24 protein-coding genes and 1 tRNA gene are annotated in these 24,813 nt (G+C 63.1%); 13 read left to right on the top strand and 12 right to left on the bottom strand.

Annotated elements, in window-relative coordinates; translation table 11 throughout:
* Nucleotides 1–95 precede the first annotated feature (95 nt).
* The gene (locus tag HU719_RS03905) at nt 96–578 is read right to left on the bottom strand and encodes a GAF domain-containing protein (protein WP_186523398.1); all 483 of its coding nucleotides are present in this window, start codon (nt 576–578) and stop codon (nt 96–98) included.
* The gene (locus tag HU719_RS03900; RefSeq protein WP_186523399.1) at nt 579–1,466 is read right to left on the bottom strand and encodes an ATP-binding protein; all 888 of its coding nucleotides are present in this window, start codon (nt 1,464–1,466) and stop codon (nt 579–581) included.
* A 51-nt stretch (nt 1,467–1,517) separates the two neighbouring features.
* Here HU719_RS03900 and HU719_RS03895 point away from each other — a divergent pair, with 51 nt between their 5' ends.
* Nucleotides 1,518–3,872, top strand: a complete 2,355-nt coding sequence (locus tag HU719_RS03895) for a hybrid sensor histidine kinase/response regulator (RefSeq protein ID WP_186523400.1) — start codon at nt 1,518–1,520, stop codon at nt 3,870–3,872.
* Here HU719_RS03895 and HU719_RS03890 read toward each other — a convergent pair.
* Together HU719_RS03890 and msrB are read right to left on the bottom strand one after the other, a co-directional pair.
* Entirely contained in the window at nt 3,862–4,350 is a 489-nt protein-coding gene (locus tag HU719_RS03890; RefSeq protein WP_186536656.1) for a glutathione peroxidase, read from the bottom strand. The genes HU719_RS03895 and HU719_RS03890 overlap by 11 nt on opposite strands.
* Nucleotides 4,351–4,364: 14 nt before the next feature.
* Nucleotides 4,365–4,760: a peptide-methionine (R)-S-oxide reductase MsrB gene (gene msrB / locus HU719_RS03885; RefSeq protein WP_186536655.1), complete on the bottom strand. Its 396-nt coding sequence runs from the start codon at nt 4,758–4,760 to the stop codon at nt 4,365–4,367.
* A 166-nt stretch (nt 4,761–4,926) separates the two neighbouring features.
* Between msrB and HU719_RS03880 the strand changes: the two genes are divergently transcribed.
* Together HU719_RS03880 and htpX are read left to right on the top strand one after the other, a co-directional pair.
* Nucleotides 4,927–6,138 carry a pyridoxal phosphate-dependent aminotransferase gene (locus tag HU719_RS03880; RefSeq protein WP_186523407.1) on the top strand — a complete coding sequence of 404 codons (1,212 nt, stop codon included), beginning with the start codon at nt 4,927–4,929 and terminating at the stop codon, nt 6,136–6,138.
* Nucleotides 6,139–6,374: 236 nt separating this feature from the next.
* Nucleotides 6,375–7,262 (top strand): protease HtpX, encoded by an 888-nt coding sequence (gene htpX / locus HU719_RS03875; protein WP_186523409.1) that lies wholly within the window; start codon nt 6,375–6,377, stop codon nt 7,260–7,262.
* 46 nt (nt 7,263–7,308) lie between these two features.
* Here the strand turns inward: htpX and HU719_RS03870 are convergent, their stop codons facing one another.
* Nucleotides 7,309–7,956, bottom strand: a complete 648-nt coding sequence (locus HU719_RS03870; RefSeq protein WP_186536654.1) for a thiopurine S-methyltransferase — start codon at nt 7,954–7,956, stop codon at nt 7,309–7,311.
* A gap of 102 nt (nt 7,957–8,058) precedes the next feature.
* Between HU719_RS03870 and HU719_RS03865 the strand changes: the two genes are divergently transcribed.
* Entirely contained in the window at nt 8,059–8,811 is a 753-nt protein-coding gene (locus HU719_RS03865) for a DODA-type extradiol aromatic ring-opening family dioxygenase (protein WP_186536653.1), read from the top strand.
* Between the two features lie 233 nt (nt 8,812–9,044).
* Here HU719_RS03865 and HU719_RS03860 read toward each other — a convergent pair whose 3' ends face one another.
* Both HU719_RS03860 and HU719_RS03855 read right to left on the bottom strand, forming a co-directional pair.
* Nucleotides 9,045–10,736: a DEAD/DEAH box helicase gene (locus HU719_RS03860; protein ID WP_186518016.1), complete on the bottom strand. Its 1,692-nt coding sequence runs from the start codon at nt 10,734–10,736 to the stop codon at nt 9,045–9,047.
* A 444-nt stretch (nt 10,737–11,180) separates the two neighbouring features.
* Nucleotides 11,181–11,936: a spermidine synthase gene (locus HU719_RS03855; protein ID WP_186536652.1), complete on the bottom strand. Its 756-nt coding sequence runs from the start codon at nt 11,934–11,936 to the stop codon at nt 11,181–11,183.
* Nucleotides 11,937–12,051: 115 nt separating this feature from the next.
* Here HU719_RS03855 and HU719_RS03850 point away from each other — a divergent pair, with 115 nt between their 5' ends.
* Nucleotides 12,052–13,398, top strand: a complete 1,347-nt coding sequence (locus HU719_RS03850; protein WP_186518020.1) for a class II 3-deoxy-7-phosphoheptulonate synthase — start codon at nt 12,052–12,054, stop codon at nt 13,396–13,398.
* A gap of 119 nt (nt 13,399–13,517) precedes the next feature.
* Here the strand turns inward: HU719_RS03850 and HU719_RS03845 are convergent, their stop codons facing one another.
* On the bottom strand, nt 13,518–14,267 hold the full coding sequence (locus tag HU719_RS03845; protein ID WP_186518159.1) for a sulfite exporter TauE/SafE family protein: 750 nt from the start codon (nt 14,265–14,267) through the stop codon (nt 13,518–13,520).
* Between the two features lie 115 nt (nt 14,268–14,382).
* Between HU719_RS03845 and HU719_RS03840 the strand changes: the two genes are divergently transcribed.
* The 3 genes from HU719_RS03840 (at nt 14,383) to HU719_RS03830 (ending at nt 16,410) form a co-directional block, all read left to right on the top strand.
* Nucleotides 14,383–15,339, top strand: a complete 957-nt coding sequence (locus HU719_RS03840; protein WP_186536651.1) for a LysR family transcriptional regulator — start codon at nt 14,383–14,385, stop codon at nt 15,337–15,339.
* A 55-nt stretch (nt 15,340–15,394) separates the two neighbouring features.
* Nucleotides 15,395–15,850, top strand: a complete 456-nt coding sequence (locus HU719_RS03835; protein WP_186518025.1) for a MarR family winged helix-turn-helix transcriptional regulator — start codon at nt 15,395–15,397, stop codon at nt 15,848–15,850.
* Nucleotides 15,851–15,981: 131 nt separating this feature from the next.
* Nucleotides 15,982–16,410 carry an organic hydroperoxide resistance protein gene (locus HU719_RS03830; protein ID WP_186518027.1) on the top strand — a complete coding sequence of 143 codons (429 nt, stop codon included), beginning with the start codon at nt 15,982–15,984 and terminating at the stop codon, nt 16,408–16,410.
* Between the two features lie 83 nt (nt 16,411–16,493).
* Here HU719_RS03830 and HU719_RS03825 read toward each other — a convergent pair whose 3' ends face one another.
* Nucleotides 16,494–17,066, bottom strand: coding sequence for an elongation factor P (locus tag HU719_RS03825; protein ID WP_186518029.1), 573 nt, complete (start codon nt 17,064–17,066; stop codon nt 16,494–16,496).
* Nucleotides 17,067–17,114: 48 nt separating this feature from the next.
* A complete protein-coding gene (gene earP, locus HU719_RS03820) occupies nt 17,115–18,242 on the bottom strand; it encodes an elongation factor P maturation arginine rhamnosyltransferase EarP (RefSeq protein WP_186536650.1) in 1,128 nt (375 codons plus the stop codon).
* 127 nt (nt 18,243–18,369) lie between these two features.
* On the opposite strand from earP, the gene HU719_RS03815 reads away from it, so the two are divergent.
* Nucleotides 18,370–18,762, top strand: coding sequence for a hypothetical protein (locus tag HU719_RS03815; protein WP_186536649.1), 393 nt, complete (start codon nt 18,370–18,372; stop codon nt 18,760–18,762).
* A gap of 2 nt (nt 18,763–18,764) precedes the next feature.
* Entirely contained in the window at nt 18,765–19,247 is a 483-nt protein-coding gene (locus tag HU719_RS03810; protein ID WP_186536648.1) for a GreA/GreB family elongation factor, read from the top strand.
* Between the two features lie 184 nt (nt 19,248–19,431).
* Here the strand turns inward: HU719_RS03810 and HU719_RS03805 are convergent, their stop codons facing one another.
* Nucleotides 19,432–20,310 carry a LysR family transcriptional regulator gene (locus HU719_RS03805; protein WP_186518036.1) on the bottom strand — a complete coding sequence of 293 codons (879 nt, stop codon included), beginning with the start codon at nt 20,308–20,310 and terminating at the stop codon, nt 19,432–19,434.
* Between the two features lie 106 nt (nt 20,311–20,416).
* On the opposite strand from HU719_RS03805, the gene HU719_RS03800 reads away from it, so the two are divergent.
* The 3 genes from HU719_RS03800 to HU719_RS03790 all read left to right on the top strand — a co-directional run bounded on the left by HU719_RS03800 (nt 20,417) and on the right by HU719_RS03790 (nt 24,391).
* Nucleotides 20,417–21,607, top strand: coding sequence for an MFS transporter (locus HU719_RS03800; RefSeq protein WP_186518037.1), 1,191 nt, complete (start codon nt 20,417–20,419; stop codon nt 21,605–21,607).
* A 109-nt stretch (nt 21,608–21,716) separates the two neighbouring features.
* A complete protein-coding gene (locus tag HU719_RS03795; protein WP_186518038.1) occupies nt 21,717–22,094 on the top strand; it encodes a hypothetical protein in 378 nt (125 codons plus the stop codon).
* A gap of 161 nt (nt 22,095–22,255) precedes the next feature.
* Nucleotides 22,256–24,391, top strand: coding sequence for a TonB-dependent siderophore receptor (locus tag HU719_RS03790; RefSeq protein ID WP_186536647.1), 2,136 nt, complete (start codon nt 22,256–22,258; stop codon nt 24,389–24,391).
* 105 nt (nt 24,392–24,496) lie between these two features.
* Here the strand turns inward: HU719_RS03790 and HU719_RS03785 are convergent.
* Nucleotides 24,497–24,586: transfer RNA gene (locus HU719_RS03785), tRNA-Ser, on the bottom strand.
* Nucleotides 24,587–24,813 lie beyond the last annotated feature (227 nt).

Raw genomic sequence — 24,813 nt, 5'->3', positions numbered from 1 at the left:
TGAGGCCATAACAGGTTTGCACAAAACCATAGAGCCTCCCACAGAGCAGGCAACGCAATACAAGTAAGGGGCCGTTATCCGGCCCCTTCTTCATTTCAGCAGTCGGTCAATTCCAGAAAGACCGCCGCCAAACGCTCCAGCCCTGTCTGGTCCGCTTCACTGAAGCGGCCGACCTTGGGGCTGTCCAAGTCAAGTACGCCGATCAAGCGGCCGTCCTTCAGCAGCGGGATCACCAGCTCGCTGTTCGACGCACTGTCACAGGCGATATGCCCCGGGAAAGCATGCACATCTTCAACCCGCTGGGTCACCCGCGTGGCCGCCGCCGCCCCGCATACGCCCCTGCCGAACGGAATACGCACACAAGCCACCTGCCCCTGGAATGGGCCCAGCACTAACTGTTCGTTGCGGTTCAGGTAGAAACCCGCCCAATTCAGGTCGTCGACCTGGTTATACAAAAAAGCTGAAAACTGCGCGGCATTGGCAATGAAGTCGCGCTCATCGGCGAACAATGCCTGCACTTGCGCAGCCAGCAGGTCGTAGCCATCGAGGCCTTTACCACTGGCGTTGAGGTCGATCATTTATTTCTGCTCCAGCAATTGCAGCCCGACCCAGTAGCGGGCGAACTGATAGGCACAGCGGCCATTACGGTTGCCGCGCCCGGTAGCCCAGCGCACGGCGAGTATTTCGAGTGCTTCGGTACGTTCCCAGGCAAGCCCGGCCGGGCGCGCCAACTGGCCTATCCAGTGCTCGACAACATTCAGGAAGTGTTCTTGGCTGAACGGGTAGAACGACAGCCACAGGCCAAACCGGTCGGACAAGGCAATCTTGTCTTCTACCGCTTCATTGGGGTGCAGCTCGCCGTCGACCATCTTCCAGTTTTCGTTGTCGCTCTGTTTTTCTGGCACCAGGTGGCGGCGGTTGGAGGTGGCGTACAGCAGCACGTTATCAGGCGCCTGTTCAAGCGAGCCATCGAGCACGCTCTTGAGCACGCGGTAGTCGCCCTCCCCGGCTTCGAACGACAAGTCGTCGCAAAACAGAATGAAGCGCTGCGGCAGTTTTTGCAGTTGCTCGACCACCCGCGGCAGGTCGGCCAGGTGATCGCGCTCGATTTCGATCAGGCGCAAGCCGGCGCCGGCGTGCTCGGCCAGCAAGGCACGCACCAACGACGATTTGCCGGTACCACGCGAGCCCCACAGCAGCGCGTGGTTGGCCGGCAGGCCGTTGATGAACTGGTGGGTATTGCGGCCGAGCTGTTCGCACTGTTTGTCGACGCCGATCAGGTCGGACAAGCGCATGTCCAGGCTGACCTCAAGGGGCAGCAGGTAACCGCTGCGGCCATCACGCTGCCAACGGGCGGCAAGGGTTTGCGACCAGTCGATGTGCGGGCGTGGCGCAGGCAGCAAAGGCTCCAGGCGCGCCAGTACCGATTCGGCGCGGTCGAGAAAAGCGATGAGGCGGGGTTCCATTGAGGCTCCTGAAGTGAACAGCTTTACGCCAGTAGCGGGGGCTGATCGGCTATGCTTGCGCAGCGCACGGAGCAAACCACTGGCTTGGGGCCCATGGATATAAAGTTCACCAATCGTCTGTCATACAAGCAAGCCCGATTGACAGTCCTGGTCGGCTTCATCCTGGGAACATTGCTCAGCCTTATCCAGATCGGCATCGATTATGCCAGCGAAGACGCGTCCATCAACCGTGAAATTCGCACGCTGCTGAAGATCAGCCACGACACCGCCTCGCGCATTGCCTACAACATCGACACCGAACTTGCCCAAGAGCTCACCGGCGGCCTGCTCAAGTCACCGGCGCTGATCCGCGCCCGGCTGATCGACAACAACGACACCGTGCTGGCCGATGTCCAGCGCCCGCGCCTGGAAAGCCGCTACCGGCCGCTGTCTGACTTTCTGTTCGGTGAGCAGCGCCAGTTCCAGGACCGCCTGTACCTGGCGCACCTGCCTGGCGAGTACCTCGGCACGCTGTACCTGGACGTCGACACCTATGCCTTCGGCGGGCGTTTTCTCGACCGCGCCGGCATCACCCTGTTCAACGGTTTTGCCCGCAGCCTGGTGCTCACCGGCATCCTGCTTGGGCTGTTCTACCTGATGCTGACCAAGCCCTTGGTGACGGTCATCGGCGCCCTCAGTGGTGGCGATGCACGCGTACCTAGGCAAACCCGCGTCGAGTGCCCGAGCGGCCACGAGAACGACGAGATCGGCGTGCTGGTCAAAGTCGCCAACCAGCAATTTGTCAGCATGGCCACCGAGATCCAGCAGCGGCGCAATGCAGAAAACCGGCTGACCCAGTACCTGAATGAACTCGAAGACATCGTCTCGGCGCGCACCGACGAGCTCAAAGCCATCAACCACCGCCTGAGCCAGTCCAACCAGGAACTCGAAGATGCCCGCCAGCGCGCCCTGGACATGGCCCATGCGCGCGCAGCGTTTCTGGCCAACATGAGCCACGAGATCCGCACCCCACTCAATGGCATGCTGGGCATGATCGCCCTGGCCGTGGACGGCCCGCTGGCCGCCGAGCAGCGCCAGCAGCTGGCGATTGCCCACGATTCGGGCAAGGTGCTGGTCGAGTTGCTCAACGATATTCTCGACCTGTCCAAGTTCGACGCCGGCCAGCTTGAACTCGAACGCATCCCCTTTGACCTCGGGGCGATGGTGGAGGACACCGCCAACCTGCTGTCGCAGAACGCTGCCGCCAGCGTGGAGCTGACCTGCCTGATTGATGCCGACTTCCCCAGCAGCGTGCTCGGCGACCCCACGCGGGTGCGCCAAATTGTCAGCAACCTGCTGTCCAATGCGCTCAAGTTCACCCGCTTCGGCCGGGTGGACATCCGCCTGCACAGCATCGTCGGCGGGGTACGCATCGAAGTCAGCGACACTGGCATCGGCATCCCCGAGGACGCGCAAGCGCGGATCTTCCAGCCTTTCACCCAGGCTGGGGCCGGCATCACCCGCCAGTTCGGCGGCACCGGGCTGGGCCTGGCGCTGACGCGCAACCTGTGCAAGGCCATGCAGGGTCACCTGCACATCCAGTCGCGAAGCGGCTTCGGCAGCTGCTTCAGCGCCGACCTGCCGCTGCCGCCACACACCGAGGCAATTGCACCTGCGCCATTGGTCGGGCGCGTGATTTCGCTGGGCAACAGCACAAGCGGCCTGACCGAACTGCTGCAGACGCTGCTGCCCCGCTGGGGGCTTGAGCATGCACATTTCGACAGCGCCGCCGACATCATCGGCGCAGCCCCTGACCTGCTGATAACCGATGACCTGGAGCAGGTGCTGCAACTGCGCCCAGCCATCGCCGCGCCGATCCTGCTGGCCACCGCCTATGGCAGTTTTCTGCCAAGCGAGCAGACAGCGCAACTGGCGCCGCTGTATCAACTGGCCCGGCCATTGGCCCGCAACGCCCTGTACCAGACCCTGCGCCGCACGCTGCTGGGCGAGCCGAGCTTGGCCTTGCCGAGCCCAGCCCCCGGCGAGCAGCCACTGCGCGCGCGCATTTTGCTGGTCGAGGACAACCCAGTGAACCAGATGGTCGCCAAAGGCATGCTGATCAAACTGGGCTGCCAGGTGCAGATCGCCGCCCAAGGCGCAGAAGCCTTGGAGTGCCTGGAGCGCGAGTGCTTCGACATGGTGCTGATGGACTGCAACATGCCAGTGATGGATGGCTATGAGGCCAGCCGGCGCATCCGCCAGGGCGGGCGCTGGCCCGACCTGCCCATCGTCGCCCTGACCGCCAACGCCATGCCCGAAGAGCGTGAGCGTTGCCGCGCCGCCGGCATGAACGACTACCTGGCCAAGCCGTTTCGGCGCGAAGAGCTACTGGCGCTGATCGAGCACTGGGTGCCGATCAGCGGCTGAGCAGGCGTTCGATATCGGCCTTGAGTGCCTGCGGCTTGGTCGCTGGCGCATAGCGGGTGACCTTGCCGGTGGCCGGGTCGAAGAGGAACTTGGTGAAGTTCCACTTGATCTTCTGCGTGCCCAGCACGCCTGGGGCGCGGCGCTTGAGCTCGGCAAACAGCGGATGAGCCGCAGGGCCATTGACCTCGACCTTGCGAAACAGTGGAAACGTCACGCCGAAGTTGAGCTCGCAGAACTGCGCGATTTCCCGCGCATCCCCTGGTTCCTGCTTGCCGAACTGGTTGCAGGGGAAACCCAACACCACCAGGCCCTGGCCCTGATACTGCTGCCACAGCCCTTCCAGGCCTTGGTACTGCGGGGTAAAACCGCACTGGCTGGCGGTATTGACCACAAGCAGCGCCTTGCCAGCAAAGTCGGCGAGGGTCTTGTGCTCCCCGCCAAGGGTAATGCAGGGGGTGTCCAGCAGTGCATCGGCCATGGGCGCTCTCCAGATTAGTCGCGGGGTTTGAAATCCAGGCACACCGAGTTGATGCAGTAGCGCAAGCCAGTCGGCGGCGGGCCATCGGGGAACACATGGCCCAGGTGCGCGTCGCACTGCGCGCAGGTGACTTCGGTGCGGATCATGCCGTGGGAGGTATCGCGGATCTCGATCATCGCGCTTTGATCAAGCGGCGCGTAGAAGCTTGGCCAGCCGCAGCCGGAGTCGAACTTGGTGTGGGCGTCGAACAACGCAAGGTCGCAGCAGATGCAGTGATACACGCCGTCGCGGCGCTCGCTGTTGTACTTGCCACTGAACGGCCGTTCCGTGCCCTTCAGGCGGCACACCTGGTATTGCTCGGGGTCGAGCATGGCGCGCCACTCGTCCAGTGTCTTGTCGATCTTTTGCATAAGCACCTCGGCAGGCTGAATTTCACCTCGCGCCGGCTTTTCCCTGGCGCGGGTGGCACGTATATTAGTTGGCTTCGTGCGCAAGGGGCCAAGTCTGGCATCCGCGCCCCGCCCTTTCAAACCTTTAGACGGCGGCGCGCCGCGTATTCTCAATCGGGATCTCATCATGCAGTTCAGCAAATCGAACAAGCTCGCCAATGTCTGCTACGACATTCGCGGCCCAGTGCTCAAGCACGCCAAACGCCTGGAAGAGGAAGGCCATCGCATCCTCAAGCTGAACATCGGCAACCCGGCACCGTTTGGTTTCGAGGCGCCGGACGAAATCCTCCAGGACGTCATCCGCAACCTGCCCACCGCCCAGGGCTACAGCGACTCCAAAGGCCTGTTCAGTGCGCGCAAGGCGGTCATGCAGTACTGCCAGCAGAAGCAGATCGAAGGCGTCGGCATCGAGGACATCTACCTGGGCAACGGCGTCTCCGAGCTGATCGTGATGTCGATGCAGGCGCTGCTCAACAACGGTGACGAGGTGCTGATCCCGGCGCCTGACTACCCGCTGTGGACCGCCGCGGTGAGCCTGGCTGGCGGCAAGCCGGTGCACTACCTGTGCGACGAGCAGGCCGACTGGTTCCCCGACCTCGACGACATCAAGGCCAAGATCACCCCGAACACCAAGGCCCTGGTGATCATCAACCCGAACAACCCGACGGGCGCTGTGTACTCCACCGAGCTGCTGCTGGGCATGCTCGAGCTGGCCCGCCAGCACAACCTGGTAGTGTTCTCCGACGAGATCTACGACAAGATTCTCTACGACGAAGCCGTGCACATCAGCACCGCCTCCCTGGCCCCCGACCTGCTGTGCCTGACCTTCAACGGGCTGTCCAAGTCTTACCGGGTGGCGGGCTTCCGTTCCGGCTGGCTGATCATCTCCGGGCCCAAGCACAACGCGCAAAGCTATATCGAAGGCATCGACATGCTGGCCAACATGCGCCTGTGCGCCAACGTGCCGGCCCAGCACGCCATCCAGACCGCACTGGGCGGTTACCAGAGCATCAACGACCTGGTGCTGCCGCCAGGGCGCCTGCTGGAGCAGCGCAACCGCACCTACGAGCTGCTCAACGACATCCCGGGCGTCAGTTGCGTCAAGCCGATGGGCGCGCTGTATGCGTTCCCGCGGATCGACCCCAAGGTCTGCCCAATCTTCAACGACGAGAAGTTCGCCCTTGACCTGTTACTGTCCGAGAAGCTGCTGATTGTTCAGGGCACCGCGTTCAACTGGCCGTGGCCAGACCACTTCCGCGTGGTCACCCTGCCGCGTGTAGACGACCTCGAGCAGGCCATCGGCCGCATCGGCAACTTCCTGCGCACATACTCGCAGTAACGGTTGCCGTTATCGCAAGCTGCCGCTGCCGATGTTGTGCAAACGGGCGGCAGCCTGCGATAGCCGGGGTTATTCTTACATCCTGCAACGCTCTATCCCACAGCCGCTTCAGCATCCTCTGCCATACTCCTCGCGTACACAGTTTGAAATAGTCCCCCGATTGAATCGGCGGCACCTCCCCCTTATATACCCCCGCAGCAAGCAACAATTTCATCCGTCAGGAGATCGTCAAAACCATGATGCGCATTCTGCTGTTTCTAGCCACCAACCTTGCGGTGGTGCTGGTTGCAAGCATTACCCTGAGCCTGTTCGGTTTCAACGGGTTCATGGCTGCCAACGGGGTCAACCTCGACCTTGGCAAGCTGCTGGTGTTCTGCGCCGTGTTCGGTTTCGCCGGTTCCCTGGTCTCGCTGTTCATCTCCAAGTGGATGGCGAAGATGAGCACCGGTACGCAGATCATTACCCAGCCACGCACCCGCCATGAGCAATGGCTGCTGCAGACCGTCGAGCAGCTATCCCGCGAAGCCGGCATCAAGATGCCCGAGGTGGGTATTTTCCCGGCCTACGAGGCCAACGCCTTCGCCACCGGCTGGAACCGCAACGATGCCTTGGTAGCGGTATCGCAAGGTTTGCTCGAGCGGTTTTCGCCCGATGAAGTGCGGGCGGTGCTGGCCCACGAGATCGGCCACGTGGCCAACGGCGACATGGTCACCATGGCGCTGGTGCAGGGTGTGGTGAACACATTCGTGATGTTCTTTGCCCGCATCATCGGCAACTTCGTCGACCGGGTTATCTTCAAGAACGAAAACGGCCACGGCATCGCCTACTTCGTCGCCACCATCGTCGCGGAACTTGTGCTTGGCATTCTGGCCAGCATCATCGTCATGTGGTTCTCGCGCCGCCGCGAGTTCCGCGCCGACGAAGCCGGTGCACAGCTGGCCGGCACGGGCGCGATGATCGGCGCCTTGCAGCGCCTGCGCTCGGAACAGGGCTTGCCGGTCCATATGCCAGACACCCTGAAGGCCTTCGGTATCAATGGCGGCCTGAAGCAGGGCCTGGCCGGTCTGCTGATGAGCCACCCGCCGCTGGAAGAGCGCATCGACGCACTGCGTCGTCGCGGTTGATTGCAACGCCCCTGTAGGAGCGGCCTCGTGCCGCTCCTGCACAGGCTCAGCGTTGTAGCAGGTAGGCTCGCTCGATCAAGCTGCCAACGCCTGCCTTCTGGTACTTCGGGCTTGTGTCGATAATCTGCTGCGCTTCAACCTCCTGCACCTGCCACTGTGCAAAGCCGCTGCGCACTTCATCATCTGCCACGGCAAATGGCGGGCCGTCGAGCAGCGCCTGGTCGTAGTCAAGCGTCACCAGCAAGCCTTTGCAGGCAGGCAGCAGCTCGTCAAGCAACGCCATATAGCGCTGGCGCATTGCCAATGGCAGCGCGATCAGCGCAGCGCGGTCGTAAAGTGCAGTGCAGCCGGCCACATCCTTCGCACGCAGCGCAAAAATATCCCCGCACCACACCTCAAGCCCACCACTGCGCCACACCTCGAATGCACCTTGGCGGGTCACTTCAGGCGCAAGCCCATTTTCGCTGAACAAACTCTTCACCGCCTGGGCCGATAGCTCCACACCCAGCACCCGATGGCCCTGGCCCGCCAGCCAGAGCAGATCCAGGCTCTTGCCACACAGCGGCACCAGAACACGGGCAGCGGGTTCCAGGCCCAAAGTGGGCCAATGGGTTTGCAGATAAGGGTTGACCTGGGGCTGGTGAAAGCCGATCTGATTGTCCGCCCATCGCTTGTGCCAGAACGTCGACTCCATGATTTCTCCAGTTTTTTCGATAAATAGCCGTAAAAACTTATATTGGAACTCGATCATCGCCTGATCGAAGATGACTGCATCTTAACCTTCGGGACCCCTGCCATGCTGCCAAGCCTGTTCATTTCCCACGGATCGCCCATGCTCGCCTTGCAGCCCGGCGCCAGCGGGCCGGCACTGGCCGGGCTGGCCAACGCCCTGCCCCGGCCCAAGGCGGTCGTGCTGGTGTCGGCGCATTGGGAAAGCCGCGACCTGCTAGTGATGAGCAACCCACAACCGGCTACCTGGCACGATTTCGGCGGTTTCCCACAGGCGCTTTACGCGGTGCAATACCCAGCGCCAGGAGCGCCTGCGCTGGCGCAACGCGTCGCCGACCTGCTCGGGGCCAAGCTCGACGCCCAGCGCCCGTTCGACCACGGTAGCTGGGTGCCGCTGTCGCTGATGTACCCGCAGGCTGAAATCCCGGTCATTCAGGTGTCGCTGCCCAGCCAAGCGGGCCCCGCACTGCAGTTAAAGGTGGGTGCTGCGCTGGCCGCCTTGCGCGGCGAAGGCATTCTGTTGATCGGCTCGGGCAGTATCACCCACAACCTGGGCGAACTGGACTGGCACGCAGGGCCCGACACCATCGAGCCGTGGGCACTGGCGTTTCGCGATTGGGTGGTGGAAAAGCTGCAAGCCGATGACCGCCAGGCGCTGCTGGAATACCGCCAGCAGGCGCCGTTTGCGGTGCGCAGTCACCCGAGCGATGAGCACTTGCTGCCGCTGTTTTTTGCCCTGGGGGCGGGAGAGCGGTTCAGCATCGTCCACCAGGGGTTCACCCTGGGGGCGTTGGGGATGGACATCTACCGGTTCGACTGAAGGACGCCATCGCGGCATGGCGCGGTCTTTGTAGGAGCGGCCTTGTGTCGCGAAAGGGCCGCAGAGCGGCCCCGGCGAGCCAAGCCTTGATGCAGGAACCTTGGGGCCGCTCTGCGCCCCTTTCGCGACACAAGGCCGCTCCTACACACTCAAAAGCGACTTGCCTGAAACTGAGGCTCGCCGCGCAAAAAAAACCCAGACCGAAGTCTGGGTTTTTTATTGCCGCGCCAGGATCAATCCTCGCGGTAGCGACGCAGCTTCAGCTGCTTGCCGGCTACGCGGGTGTCCTTGAGCTTGGTCAGCAGACGCTCGAGGCCATCTTCTGGCAGCTCGACCAGGCTGAAGCTGTCACGGACCTGGATCCGGCCGATAGCATCACGCGCCAGGCCACCTTCGTTGAGGATTGCACCCAACAGGTTCTTGGCAGCGATGCCATCACGGGCACCCAGGGCAGTACGGCAACGCACACGGCCTTCGGCCAGTGGCATTGGCGCGCGACGCTCACGGTCACCGCTACGCTCGGTACGCTCACCACGGTCGCTACGCTCGGTGCGCTCGCCAGTACGCTCACGCGGACCGGTGGTTGGCACCAGCGGCTGCTCACGCTCGACCGAAGCCAAGTCCAGAGCCTGGCCGTTGGTGGCCTTGCGCAGCAGGGCCGAAGCCAGGGCGCGGGCACTGCAGCCCAGGTCGGCGGTCAGACGGTCGAACAGCTCGCCGTGGCTGGCTTCGGACTCGGCAACCAGCGGTGCCAGGCTCTTGGTCAGCTTCTTGATGCGCGCGTCCAGCACGGCTTGTGGGCCAGGCAGGCGGGCTTCGGCAACTTTCTGGCCGGTAACACGCTCGATGACCTGCAGCATGCGGCGCTCACGCGGGGTAACCAGCAGCAGTGCGCGGCCTTCGCGACCGGCACGGCCGGTACGGCCGATACGGTGCACGTAGGACTCTGGGTCGTACGGCATGTCGACGTTGAACACGTGGGTGATACGCGGCACGTCCAGACCACGGGCAGCGACGTCGGTGGCGACGACGATGTCCAGGCGGCCATCCTTGAGCGATTCGATCACGCGCTCACGCTGGTTCTGGGCGATGTCACCGTTCAGCGCAGCCGCTTTGTAGCCCTTGGCTTCCAGCGCGGCGGCCAGGTCCAGGGTGGCTTGCTTGGTACGCACGAAGGCGATCAGCGCGTCGAACTCTTCGACTTCCAGCAGACGCAGCACAGCCGGGATCTTCTGGTCGGCGTGGACCATCAGGTGGGCCTGCTCGATCGCGGTAACGGTCTGGGTCTTGGTCTGGATCTTGACGTGCTTCGGTTCACGCAGGTGACGCTCGGCGATCGAACGGATCGACGACGGCAGGGTTGCGGAGAACAGCACGGTCTGACGGGTGGCCGGGATGGCGTCGAAGATGACTTCGAGGTCGTCCATGAAGCCGAGCTTGAGCATCTCGTCCGCTTCGTCCAGTACCAGGTACTGCACGGTAGACAGGACTTTTTCGTCGCGGCGCAGGTGGTCGCACAGGCGGCCCGGAGTGGCCACGACGATTTGTGCGCCGTTACGAATGGCGCGCAGTTGTGGGCCCATCGGGGCACCACCGTAGACAGCCACCACGTTAACGCCCGGCATCTGCTTGGCGTAGGTTTCGAAAGCGGTAGCAACTTGCAGCGCCAACTCACGGGTTGGCGCAAGGATCAGGGCTTGCGGTTCGCGCTTGCTCACATCGATCTTGTTGAGGATCGGCAGGGCGAAGGCAGCGGTCTTGCCGGTGCCAGTCTGCGCCTGGCCGATCATGTCGTGACCGGCGAGGATGATCGGGATCGATTGATGCTGAATGGCCGAAGGTTCTTCGTAGCCTGTGGCCAGCACAGCAGCAACGATATTCGGATTAAGATCGAGAGCGGCGAATCCGCCGGTTTCCTGGGTCATGGGTCTGCCTCTAGAGTGCATCCGCAAAGACCCATGCTCCAAAACTGCACATGCCTTGAAAGACCAGAAGGTCACCCAGGCAGTTTTGGCGGCGGGGATTTGCGAAAACGATTGAAATAATGAACGTGTGAGAGGGTCCGCCTAGCGGACATGCAGCCGAAGCTGGATTCGGAGGATTTGCACCACCTGATTTGCGGCCCGCTAAAAGACCGGCGCGTACTATATACGAATTTGCTGATTACCGTGAGAAATATTTCAGCGAGAAGGGGCAGTATGTTGCCATCCGCCCACATAGGCTGAAACGTTTCCTTCAAAGGCCTCATCGCAGGCTATCGCCAGCTCCCACACGAATTGAGCCAGCCCCCACTATCGCAGCTGACGCAGCCCTTGCAGGAGCTGGCGATAGCCTGCGATGGGGCCAGAACAGGCTGCTCCCTCTGCGTCTCAACTGGCCGGCCTGACGTCCTTGATCAAATATTCCAGCGAATACCCCAGCCGCGAGGCAAGCGCCTCGGCCCGTGCCCGCAGCCCGTCAATGTCGAGGTGCTGATCCAGATCGGACGGCACCAGCAGGATCACGTTGCCCTCCTTGACCGGCAGTTCCCAGTAATGGCGATGGTACAACCCGCGCAACAGCGCGGCCCCCAGCGGCCGGCCATCATCGCCAGCCCACTGGTTGATCACCAGCCAGCCGCCGGGGTTGAGCTTCTTCTGGCAATCGCCGAGGAATGTCCAGGCCAGGTGCCCGACACCGGGGCCATGGTCGGTATAGAGGTCGACGAACACCAGGTCGGCCTGTTCGGCAGTGGGCAGCAACTCGAGGGCATCGCCAATGCGCACATACAAACGCGGGTCGTCATCCAGGCCCATGTACTGCATGGCCAGGCGCGGCACATCGGCACGCAGCTCGATGGCCTCGACGTCATCCAGCGGCAGGTACTTCAGGCACGCCTGGGTCAGGGTACCGGCTCCAAGGCCCAGAAACAGAGCGGTTTCCGGCGCAGAATGGCACAGCGCGCCGACCAGCATGGCACGGGTGTAGTCGTATTCGAGCCAGCTGGGGTCGGCAGTGAAGGTGCAGCTCTGCTCGATGGCATCGCCGAACTCGAGAAAGCGGTAGTCCTCGACCTCATACACGCTGATTACCCCGAATGCATCCTCGACCCGCGCCAGCAGCCGCTCGCCCCGCTCCGTTGCCATCTGCTCCACCCTGCGCAAAAACGCGCATTGTCCGCCAATGCCAGTGGTGCAACAAGCGCCCCAGCGGCTGTACCATGGCTGCACGCCTGAACGACAACCGATAATAGAGCCTGTGATGACCCGACCCTGGAGCCCTGATAGCTGGCGCGCGCTGCCCATCCAGCAGCAACCCGCCTACCCCGACGCCGCGCACCTGCTCAAAGTCGAGCAGACCCTGGCCAGCTACCCACCTCTGGTGTTCGCCGGCGAAGCCCGCGAGCTGCGCCGCCAGTTTGCCGAGGTCACCGAGGGCCGAGCATTTCTTTTGCAGGGCGGCGATTGCGCCGAAAGCTTTGCCGAATTTTCCGCAGCGAAGATCCGCGACACCTTCAAGGTGCTGCTGCAGATGGCCATTGTCATGACCTTTGCTGCCGGCTGCCCGGTGGTCAAGGTGGGGCGCATGGCCGGCCAGTTCGCCAAGCCCCGCTCAGCCAACGACGAAACCATAGGCACCGTGACGCTGCCGGCCTACCGCGGCGACATCGTCAACGGCATCGGTTTCGATAGCGCCAGCCGCATCCCAGACCCCGAGCGCCTGCTGCAGGCCTACCATCAGTCAACTGCCAGCCTCAACCTGCTGCGCGCCTTCGCCCAAGGCGGCTTCGCCGACCTGCATCAGGTGCACAAGTGGAACCTGGACTTCATCGCCAACTCAGCGCTGGCCGACAAGTACCACCAACTGGCCAACCGCATCGATGAAACCTTGGCATTCATGCGCGCCTGCGGCCTGGACAGCGCGCCGCAGCTACGCGAAACCAGTTTCTTCACCGCCCACGAGGCGCTGTTGCTCAACTATGAAGAAGCCTTTGTGCGCAGTGACAGCCTGACCGGCGACTACTACGACTGCTCGGCGCATATGTTGTGGATTGGCGACCGCACCCGCCAGCTCGACGGCGCTCACGTGGAGTTTTTACGTGGCGTGCACAACCCGATCGGGGTCAAGGTGGGGCCTAGCATGGACCCCGAGGAGCTGATCCGGCTGATCGATGTACTCAACCCAGCCAACGACCCTGGCAGGCTCAACCTGATCGTGCGCATGGGCGCCGGCAAGGTCGGCGACCATCTGCCGACGCTGATCCGCAGTGTCGAGCGCGAGGGGCGCAAGGTGCTGTGGAGTTCCGACCCGATGCATGGCAACACCATCAAGGCCAGCAGCGGTTACAAGACGCGGGATTTTGCGCAGATTCTCGATGAAGTGAAGCAGTTCTTCCAGGTGCACCAGGCCGAAGGCAGCCATGCGGGGGGCATTCACATCGAGATGACCGGGCAGAACGTGACCGAGTGCATTGGCGGGGCGCGGCCGATTACCGAGGACGCGTTGTCCGACCGCTACCACACGCACTGTGATCCGCGGATGAACGCTGACCAGTCGCTGGAGCTGGCGTTCATGATTGCCGAAACCCTCAAGCACGCTCGGGGTTAGCAGGCCTTGGTGGGCGAGGCAGCATGCAACATTGCAATGCGCACCTCTGCAGGCGCGGCCTTGTGCCGCGAAAGGGCTGCAAAGCAGCCCCACAGAGTCCACGCGCCATTGCATCTCGCCTACAGCTCGAACCCCAACATCACCGCGCACACCACCAGAAACACGCAGAACATGCCGCGCAGCACCTTTTCCGGCAGCGCATGGGCGAGCTTGACCCCCCAACTGATGCTGAGCAACCCGCCCACCGCCAGCGCAATGCCGATGGACCAGTCAACGCTGTGGTGCAAGCCATAGGTCAACAGCGTCACCGCAGTACTGGGCGCAGCCAGCGACAGTGACAAGCCCTGGGCAACCACCTGAGTGGTGCCGAACACGCTGGTCAGAATCGGCGTGGCCACCACCGCGCCACCCACCCCGAACAAACCGCCCATGGTGCCGGAGAACGACCCCAGCACCCCAAGCCAAGGCCACGAATAACGCAGCTCATTGCTCGGCGGCGCCAGGCGCATGAACATCCGCGCCACGTTCCAGACAGCCAGCGCCACCAGAAAACCGACGAACCCCAGGCGCATCGAATGGGCATCGATGCCCACCGCCCACATCGACCCCAGCCAGGCAAACAGCAGGCTGCACAGCGACAACGGCAGCGCATGACGCAACTCGATGCGGTTGCGCTGGTGATAGCGCCACAGCGCCAGCAGCACGTTCGGCACCACCATTACCAGGGCGGTGCCCTGCGCCATCTGCTGGTCAAGGCCAAACAGAATACCCAGCGCAGGGATGGCGATCAGCCCCCCACCAATGCCGAACAGCCCGCCCAGGGTGCCCAGCGCTGCGCCCAGCGCGATATACATCAACCACTCAATCATTACCGTCTCGTCTGCCAGTTCGAACAATGCGCCCATGCTACCCAGTCGTGGCTGGCGGGGAAACGCACAGCAGCGCACAATGGCTATGCGCATTACGCACAAGCAGAGCCCGAGCATGAGCCCCGACCTTCTTACCGAACAACTGAGCCTGTTTCTCGACGTGCTCGACACCGGCAGTTTTTCTGCCGCCGCACGCCGCCACCCGCTCACGCCCTCCGCAGTGGCCCGGCGCATAGACAGCCTGGAGGCCGCCGTGGGCAGCCGCCTGTTCTCGCGCAGTACCCACGCTGTCCGCGCCACCCCGGCGGGCTTCGCCTTCGCCGAACGCGCGCGGCGCATCATCGAAGAACTGCGCCTGGCCCGGGCTGAGGCAGTGTCCTTGAGCAACGCACCGGAGGGGCTGATCCGCATCGACGCCCCCGCAGCCTTCGGCCGCCGGCACCTGGCGCCGGCGATTGCCGACTTTCTTGTGGTATACCCCGGGCTCGACGTGCAACTGCGCCTGATCGACAGCTTTGTCGACATGCACGGCAGCCACCTGGGCGAAGTCGACCTGGTGCTGCGCGCAGGGCCGCTGGCCGACACCCGCCTGGTAGCCACCTCATTGGCCAACATGGTGCGCATCGCCTGCGCCAGCCCCACCTACCTTGCAGAGCACGGCATGCCAAGCTGCCCCAGCGAGCTGCCGGCACACGCCGGCCTCGACTGGGACGGCCTGGCCCCGCCCTTCGCCTGGCGCTTTGAAGTGCAAGGCCAGTCGCGCCTGTATCGCCCGGCGCGCATGCGCATGAGCGCCAACAACGCCGAAACCCTGCTATGCGGTGCGCTGGCGGGGCTTGGTATCGCCCACCTGCCGACCTGGCTGATCAGCGAGTACCTGCTGCGCGGCGAACTGGTGCCGCTTTTCTGCGATGCCGGGCTGCCTGCGGCCGAGACCAGCGGCATCTATGCCCTGCGCCTTGAACATGAAACGAACTCTCGCAGCCGTTTGCTGCTCGAATTCCTCAAGAGCCGCTTTTGCCCGATGCCGCCTTGGGACTTGGCGCTGCGCAGCGAGCTACGCTGGCAATGAGCGCACAATTAATTAGCGTGATAGATTTCCCACTTGATCGAATTCAAGGACCTGCATGAACGCCGACACTAAAGCCCCCTGCGATGCACTGCTGCTGGATAACCAGGTCTGCTTTGCCCTGCACTCCACGTCACTGCTGATGACCAAGGTCTACAAGCCCCTGCTGCAAGCCTTGGGCCTGACCTACCCGCAGTACCTGGCCATGCTGGTGCTGTGGGAGCAGGACGGCCTGACCGTCGGCGAAATCAGCCAGCGGCTGCTGACCGACCCAGGTTCACTCACCCCGCTGCTCAAGCGCTTGGAGAGCGAGGGGCTATTAAGCCGCAGCCGCAGCCGCGAAGACGAGCGCGTGGTGCTGGTGCAACTGACCGACAAAGGCCGTGAACTGCAAGCTCAGGCCCAGCGCGTACCGCCTTGCATCCTGCAAGCGAGCGGGCACAGCGCCGAGCAGTTGCGCAAACTGCAAGCCGACCTGCTGCAACTGCGCACACATCTGCAAGAAAGCCTCTGACGTCTATGCTGTGATGTGGCCGTTTCGACCAATGGTCAAACATTTATCTTGCGCGCTAAATAATTGCACGCTAAGTTAAGCCCATACCCACCCAGCGCCCAGCGCGCTCAGCACAAACGCGAGGCATCAAGATGCAAAAGGTCACTCCGCTGTACATCGCAGAAGCCACCTCTACCGGCGGTCGCGACGGCAAGTCCCGCTCCAGTGACGGCAAGCTGGAAGTGAAGTTGAGCACCCCGAAAGAACTCGGCGGCGCAGGCGGTGAAGGCACCAACCCCGAGCAGATGTTCGCCGCCGGCTACTCGGCCTGCTTCATCGGCGCGCTGAAATTCGTTGCCGGCCAGGAGAAAAAAGCCCTGCCCGCCGACGCCTCGATTACCGCCAAGGTCGGTATCGGCCAGATCCCCGGCGGCTTCGGCCTGGACATCGACCTGAACATCAACCTGCCAGGCCTGGCCCAGGCCGATGCTGAAGCACTGGTCGAAAAAGCCCACCTGGTCTGCCCTTACTCCAACGCCACCCGCGGCAACGTAGACGTGCGCCTGCACGTTACGGTCTAGGCTCTGCCTGAAGCCGCCGCAGTTGGCCCATAAACGAAAAAACCCGGCCTAGGCCGGGTTTTTGAGGTGCGTCAGAAGCAGAATTACTTCTTGGCGCGACCTTTGTACGAACCGCCGTCGCGGGTATCGATTTCGATCAGGTCGTCGATTTCGATGAAGTCAGCAACGCTCAGCTCGGTACCGTTGGCCAGCTTGGCAGGTTTCATGACCTTGCCCGAAGTGTCGCCACGTGCCGAACCTTCGGTGTAGGCAACTTTACGCACGATGGTGGTCGGCAGCTCTACCGACACCAGACGGTCTTCGAAGAACACGGCTTCGCAGATGTCTTCCATGCCTTCTTCGATGAACGGCAGAACGGCTTCGATATCCTCGGCGTTCAGCTCGTACATGGTGTAGTCGGTGGTGTCCATGAAGGTGTAGGTGTCACCGCTGATGAACGACAGGGTCGCTTCTTTGCGATCGAGGATCACGTCGTCCAGCTTGTCGTCCGCACCGTAGACGGTTTCGGTCTTGTAGCCGGTCAGCAGGTTCTTCAGCTTGGTCTTCATGATCGCGCTGTTACGGCCCGACTTGGTGAACTCAGCTTTCTGTACCAGCCACGGGTCGTTGTCGATACGCAGTACAGTACCGGGTTTCAGCTCTTTACCAGTTTTCATTACGAAGTATCCGAATCTGGATGGATTTATAAAAATCGAGGCCGCATATCATAGCGAATTTCGATAAAACTGTACCAGCTTCGTCGCAAGGTCCGGCTGAGCGGCCTGTGCCGCGCACCAGTGGCGGGCATGCGCGCTGATTTCTTGCCAGTGCGGTTGCAGGGCCTGCCAGGCCTCAGCCATCGGCCGGTCCATGTTCCACGCCCGCCACAGCCCAGTCAGTGCATGGCCGGCAGCTTCCGACAAACCCTGTCGATAAAGCGCCAGAAAAGCTTCCAGTTTTTCCCAGTGGGCGTTTTCTTCCTGGATATAGATATGCCACAGCAACGGCGCCCCTGCCCACTGGGCGCGCACGAATGAGTCTTCGCCGCGCACGGCGTTGAAATCGCAGCACCACAACAGGCGGTCGTAGTCATCCTGGCTGACGAAGGGCAGCACCTGCACCGTCAACGCGCCACGCCGGTGTACTGCGCCCACGGCAAGCTGCGCCTCACCCAGCCAGTGACCGAGGTCGCCAAGAATGCGCCCGTGCGGCACCAGCAGCTGCGTGGGGCACGGGTCTACCGCCAAGGCATCCAGCCAACTGCCCAACTGCGGGTTTTCGTAGGCGAACAGCGAGATCAGCCTGGCACCTGCCTCAACCTCAACGCCCAGTGCCAGCAGAAACCCATTGCGTGCCTCGGCATCAAAGGCTTCACGGCGGGCCAGCAACGACGCTTCGCGCAACAGCCCGCCGGTACGCTCGGTAAAGCCTGGAAAGAAGAACATCTTGCGCAGCCCGTTGGCTTGGGGCGATGGCAGGCCGTGGCAGCCTTCGACCCAAGGTTCAGCGCTGAGGTAGTCAAGGTTGAGCCACAGTGGCGGCGCGGGCTGCGCGGCCATGGCTTGCTCAAGCCCATGGGGCAACTGGCAGGCGAATGCACCGATTACTACCTGCCCCACCGCCTCGGCCGGCCATTGCGCAGGCCATTGGCGAACTTCGACGCCCTGCTGCCACTGCACGGGGGCCGCGGCTGCGGCGCTTGGGCACAAGCGTACGAAGGCCCCCAGATCATCCACCCACAGACGCACCGCGAGGTTGTGCTCGGCGGCCAACTGACGGGCCAGGCGCCAGGTCACGCCGATGTCGCCGTAGTTGTCGACGACCGTGCAGAAGATGTCCCAGGTGACTTTCATCGGTGTACCTGCAAGCAAAGAGCGCGAATTCTGCGCACAAATGCTGCGCAAAAAAAGCACCCCACTGAAAAACCTTGCCACGCCATGCGACAATACCGCCATCCTACCGCCCTGCCAGGAGGCTGCCATGCCCCGCCGCCGCGAACTGAAAATTGCCCTCAAGCCTGTGCAACTGACCCTGTGCATCGCTTTGGGCCTATGGCTGGGTGCCGTAGCCATCGCCCTGAGCCTGTGGCTGGCCCTGCAATTATGGCCCGAACAGGTGCAACCACTGGCCCAGGCGGTCGCACCAGCCAGCGTGCAGCCAGCCCAGCCTGCGGCCCCCGCTGGGGACGCCCAGGCGCAGATGTTCGAACGCTACAAGGACATCCTGCACAAACAGGAGTTGAACCAGGCTGCCGACGCCGCCCAAGGCAGCCCGCGCAACCTGAACAACCCCAAGTGCCAGTTCTGGCTGCAGCAGAACCGCACCGCGCCGACCGACAAGAGCCAGGCCAACGTGCTGGAGTTCTGTTACTGATCATGGACAAAGCCACCCTGTTGCAACGCATCATCACCACCCTCGAACATGACGCCGAGGTGCTGCGCCGCGCCGCCCAGACTGCCTACGAAACCGCCACCGCCGAAGAAAACATCGCCGAGAACAAGTACGACACGCTGGGGCTGGAGGCATCCTACCTGGCGACCGGGCAAGCCCGACGCACGACGGAGATTCGCCAGGCGCTGCTGACCTATCAACAGCTCGCACTGCGCGATTACGACCCGGCGCGCGGGGTGCAGGTCGGCTGCCTGGTCAGGCTGGAAGATGAGGACGGGCAGCAGCGGCAGGTGTTTCTGGGGCCTGAGGGTGCGGGGCTGAAGATCGGTGATGACGATGACCGGGTCACCGTCATCACCCCGCGCGCGCCGCTGGGCCAGCAGTTGCTGGGCAAGCGGGTGGATGATGAGGTCAGCCTGATGGTCAATGGGGTGGTGCAGGTGCAGTTCATCATTGCTGCGAGCTGAGACATAAACCACAAGCAACGCGGTCTCTTGTGGGAGCGGCCTTGTGTCGCGAAAGGGCTGCGTAGCGGCCCCAAGATCTACGCCTCATGCAACATCGCAGGGGCCGCTGCGCAGCCCTTTCGCGACACAAGGCCGCTCCTACAGGGACTGTGCACAGCCCGCCCGGACGGTGGGGCGATGGCCTTCACGCGCTCGCCAGCCATTGCTCCATCACCTCCAGAAACGCCCGCGCCGCAGGGGTTGGGCTGGGCGACCACACGGCATACAGGTGCCGCACAGGCGCATCGAGCAAGGGCACCCGGCTCACCCCGGTAAATTCGCGGGCAACCCGCTCGGGCACAAGGCCAACAGCCATGCCACGCTGGACGAATTTTTCCACCAGGCCGATATGCCCAATCTCGAACTGCACCTTGCGCGCAAACCCGGCAGCCTGAAAGGCCTCATCAGTCTGCCGCCGTGCGCCAGTCCCTTCAGGGAAGTCCACCAGCACCTCACCGGCAAGGTCCCCCAGCGCCAGTTGCGTACTGCCGGCCAGCGCATGGCTGGGTGGCAGCACCGCCACCAGCTCCTCACGGGCCAGCAGCCGATGCTGCACACCCTTTAGCACCTCGCCTTGCCACAGGCCGACAAAGCCCACATCCAAGCGCCGCTCGGTAACATCGGCCATCAACATTTCGCTTTTGGCAGTCAGCCAGCGCACATCCACATGCGGATAGCGGCTGTGGAACACTTGCAGCACATCGACCAGGTCCAGCGCGGTCAGCGAACTGATCTCGCCAATCGCCAAGCGCCCGCGCACCTGCCCGCAGGCTGCCGCCACATCATCGGCAATGCGCCGCGCCGCCTCCACCGCAGGCCGCGCGCTTAGCACGAAGGCCTCGCCGGCACTGGTCAGGCGCACGCGCCGCGACGTGCGCTCGAACAGGCTCACCCCCAACTGCGCTTCAAGCCTTGCCACCTGGTGGCTGAGGGCCGACTGCACCACATGGCAGCGCTCGGCGGCACGGGTAAAACTGCCGGTGTCCGCCACCGCCAGTGCGTACTCCAATTGTTTGAGATTCATCGATCTATCTGTTTTCAAGATGATTAGAGTGAAAACTATACATTGGCGTCATGCATGACACTTCCTGATACTTGTGGCCAGCCCCTTGCCTGCCACGAGATCTGCCATGAATTCCCCCACTCTCGGTCGCGCCCTGATCCTGCTGATGGCAACCGCCACCGGCCTGGCTGTGGCCAGCAACTATTACGCCCAGCCATTGCTGCACAGCATCGCCGAAAACTTCGGCCTGAGCACCACCGCTGCCGGCACCATCGTGATCGCCGCCCAACTGAGCTACGGTGCCGGCCTGCTGTTGCTGGCACCGCTCGGCGACCTGTTCGAGCAACGCCGACTGATCGTGACCATGGTGCTGATCGCCACCGCCGGGCTGGTCATCAGCGCCTGCGCGCCAAACCTGCCATGGCTGATTTTCGGCACGGCACTGACCGGCCTGTTTTCGGTGGTGGCGCAGATTCTGGTGCCGATGGCTGCGGCCCTCAGCGCGCCCGAGCAACGCGGCCGCGCGGTGGGTACGCTGATGAGTGGGCTGCTATTGGGCATTCTGCTGGCCCGCACCGCTGCGGGGCTGATGGCAGAGCTTGGCGGCTGGCGCAGCATCTATGTGCTGGCGGCAGTGCTGATGGCGATCACCGCGCTGGCGCTGTACCGCGCACTGCCCCAGCACCACAGCCATGCCGGGCTGAAATACCCGGCGCTGATCGGCTCGGTGTTCCGCCTGTTCGTCGAAGAACCGGTGCTGCGCCTGCGTTCGCTGCTGGGGCTGCTGTCGTTCAGCCTGTTCGCGCTGTTCTGGACCCCGCTGGCGTTTCTGCTCAGCAGCGAGCCTTACCACTATTCGGACGCGGTGATCGGCCTGTTCGGCCTGGCCGGTGCTGCCGGCGCACTGGCCGCCAACTGGGCCGGGCGCCTGGCCGACCGTGGCCGCGGCGCGTTGGGCACCACCGTGGGACTGGCGGCATTGATGCTGTCGTGGGTACCGCTGGCCTTTGCCCAGAGTTCGCTGGCCGCATTGCTGCTGGGCGTGCTGCTGCTCGACCTTGCCGTGCAACTGGTGCACGTGAGCAACCAGAACGCAGTCATCGTGCTCAGGCCCGAGGCGCGTACACGGCTCAACGCCGGCTACATCACCTGCTACTTCATTGGCGGCGCCTTGGGCTCGCTGCTGGGTACCCAATTGTTCGAGGGATATGGCTGGAACGGGATTGTGGTAGCCGGCCTTGCCATCGGCGCACTGGCCCTGCTGGTGTGGATGCTGGCCGAGCGCAAGCGGCTGAAGCTGCACAGCCAGCCTGCCTGAGCGCGCGACAACCCGCCACATGACCCTCCGTCGCACGGGCGTTGACTTGATAACGCCCGGAGCGCTCAGTAAGCGCTGATCGCATAGCCCTTTCTGACAGGACGACACAATGACAAGGCTCACGGTGCAATCCGGCGATTTCTTGCAAGGTGAAGGCGAGTATCGCAATGGAGCGCTCACACTCAAGACCCCACGCAGCCCCTCGCCTGGGGAGCGTATTTCACTGGCGCGCATCAGCGACCTGAAGCTTGCCAACCTCGAATCCACCCGCAGCCTGGGCAGCGCCATCGGCTGGGGCATGGCCGGGGCGCTGGTGGCCGGGCCAGTTGGCTTGCTGGCGGGGCTGCTGCTGGGCGGCAAAGAACAGGAAGTTACCTTCCTGGCGACGTTCAAGGACGGCCGCAAACTCATGGCCATCACCGATGGCAAGACCTGGTCGAAAATCGACGACAGCTGGCGCCGCCGCCAACGCCCGATCGCCGCCTGAAGTTACCCGCCGCCTATCCGTCCTGTGCTTGAGTGCCCGCGTTTTTAGCGGGCATCGCCCTGCGCGCGCCTGCTACTATGGCGCCCCTTTTTGCCCGCCTGACTGGCGCAATGCCGGTGGCCATCGACCGTTACAGGCGCACCCCGCTCAAGGAGCCCTGCATGACCCCGCTTCGCCCTCGCCTACCGCTTGGCCTGCTCAGCCTGGGCCTGGCCCTGCACAGCGGCCATGGCCTTGCCGATGACAGCGTAACCCTGGCGCCACTGCGCGTTACCGAGGTGTATGGCAACGCCGGCTACCAGGCGCGCGAAGCCCAGGTCGCCGGGCTGCATAGCGCACCACTGCTCGATACCCCGGCAGCGGTGAGCGTGTTCAGCCGCCAGTTGCTCGATGATCGCCAGGTGCGCACGCTGCGCGAGGTGCTGCAAAGCGATGCCTCGGTTGGCGAAAGCTATGCGCCGGTCGGCTATTACGAAAACTTCAACGTGCGCGGCTTCGAGCTCAATGCCGCCAGCAGCTACAAGATCAACGGCCAGACCCTCGCCGGCGAGCAGAATGTGGCGCTGGAGAACAAGCAGCAGGTCGAGTTGCTCAAGGGCCTTTCAGGCTTGCAGAGCGGGGTTTCCGAGCCCGGCGGGCTGGTCAACTACGTGACCAAACGCGCCGAAGACGTGCGCAGCGTCAGCGTCTCGACCAATGCCCAGGGCGAGCGCTATATCGCCACCGACCTGGGCGGCTGGTTCGGTGCCGAGCGCCAGTTCGGCGTGCGGGTCAACCTGGCCCATGAAGATATCCGCTCCTATGTCGACCACGCCGACGGCAAGCGTGACTTCGCATCGCTGGCCTTCGACTGGCAGCTCAGCCCCGACGCGGTGCTTGAACTGGACGCCGACTATCAGCACCGCGAGCAGTATTCGGTGCCGGGTTACCAGTTGCTCGGCGGCAGCGCCCTGCCCCATGGCGTCGACCCTACCGACCACCTGGCCTGGCAGCGCTGGGCCAAGCCTGTGCAGAATGACGCGTTGAACCTGGGCGGGCGCTTCAAATACCAGTTCAGTGACGACTGGAACGGCACCCTGAGCGCTTCACGCAGCCAGGTGGTAATTGACGATTACAGCGCGTTTGCGTGGGGTAGCGATGACGGCAACGCCTCGCACTTCAGCCCCTCCGGCGACTACGACATCTACGATTTCCGCAGCCCCGACGACACCCGGCGTACCGACGAACTGCAAGCGGCGCTTGAAGGCCGCTTCAAGGCATTGGGCGTGGACCATCAACTGACGCTCGGCAGCAGCGCGCAGCGGCGCACCGTGGACCAGCGGCCTTACTACAACGAGCGGGTTGGCAGCGGCAACATCAATACCGATGCGCCTGCCGTAGAACCCTCCAGCGACCCGATCGGCGGCAGCGAGCGCCGCCTGGACAGCCGCCAGTACGGCGTGTTCGTCAGCGACCGCATCACCTTCAATGACAACTGGCAGACCGTGACGGGCGCACGCCTGGTGCGCCTGGACGAAAAAACCTGGAATGAACGCGGTGAAGCCGGCCGTCACACCCAGCAATACGAACTGCTGCCCAACGCTGCGCTGATCTACAAACCACAGCCAGATACCACGCTGTACGCAAGCTATGCCAAAGGGTTGTCTGCCGGCGGCACCGCGCCGTGGTACGCAAACAATGCGTCGGAGATCCTTGCGCCCACTGCCTCGCACCAACTGGAACTGGGCATCAAGCGCGACTGGCAAGGCATGAGTTTCAGCGCTGCGCTGTTCCAGATCCGCCAGGCTTACGAATACGCCCGCCCCGAGGGCACCAGCTTCACCTATGTGCAGCAAGGCCAGCAGAAGAACACCGGCCTTGAGCTCGGCGCCAGCGGCCATGTCACCTCGAACCTGCAGGTCCATGCCAGCGCCGCCGCCATCCGCGCCCAGGTCGAAAACAGCGGTACCGAAGCCTATGAGGGCCATCAGGCAATCAACGTGCCGCGCCTGCGCGCTGCGTTGCAAGCCGATTACGCCCTGCCCGTCCCAGGCCTGGCGCTGCTTGGCGGCGCACGCTACAGCGCCAGCAAATACGCAAGCCAGGCCGGCAATGTCGAGGTTGGCGGCTACACCGTGTTCGACCTCGGCAGCCGCTACAGCACCCGCATCAGCGGCTATGACACCGTGCTGCGGCTGACCGTGGACAACGTCTTCGACAAGCGCTACTGGCGCGATGTGGGCGATTACCTGGGCGACAATTACCTGTTCCAAGGCGCACCGCGCACCGCTCGGTTATCGGCTTCGGTAAGTTTCTGACCGGCTGGGCCTGCCGGGGCGCAAGCCCGGCAGGCTCGCCAGCGCTGAACACGCCAAAAACAAAAAGCCCCCGAACCTTTCGATTCGGGGGCTTCTCGTAGAATGTGGCGGTGAAGAAGGGATTTGAACCCTTGATACGATTTCTCGTATACACACTTTCCAGGCGTGCTCCTTCGACCACTCGGACACTTCACCGTTTCTCTTCAAGCTATTCAGCCTGTCGAGGCGCGCTAATTTAGTCGAAGGTCCTTTCTTTGGCAAGAAGTTTTTTCAGAATTTTCATGCGCTTAAGCCTTTGCGTGTCTGTGCGAGGTGCTCAAGGGCAATGCTGCCATTCTCGCCTGCGCTTTTACCCACGCGCCATCCGCCGCCCCGCTGCCACGCACGCTGGCGGGCGATCGCTGACCGAGTAGTCAGCCTTG

Origin of the sequence: Pseudomonas farsensis (assembly GCF_014268805.2) — a bacterium.
Classification (GTDB): domain Bacteria; phylum Pseudomonadota; class Gammaproteobacteria; order Pseudomonadales; family Pseudomonadaceae; genus Aquipseudomonas; species Aquipseudomonas farsensis.
The sequence above is the reverse complement of the archived record's forward strand: the minus strand, read 5'-3'. Positions and strand labels throughout refer to the sequence as shown.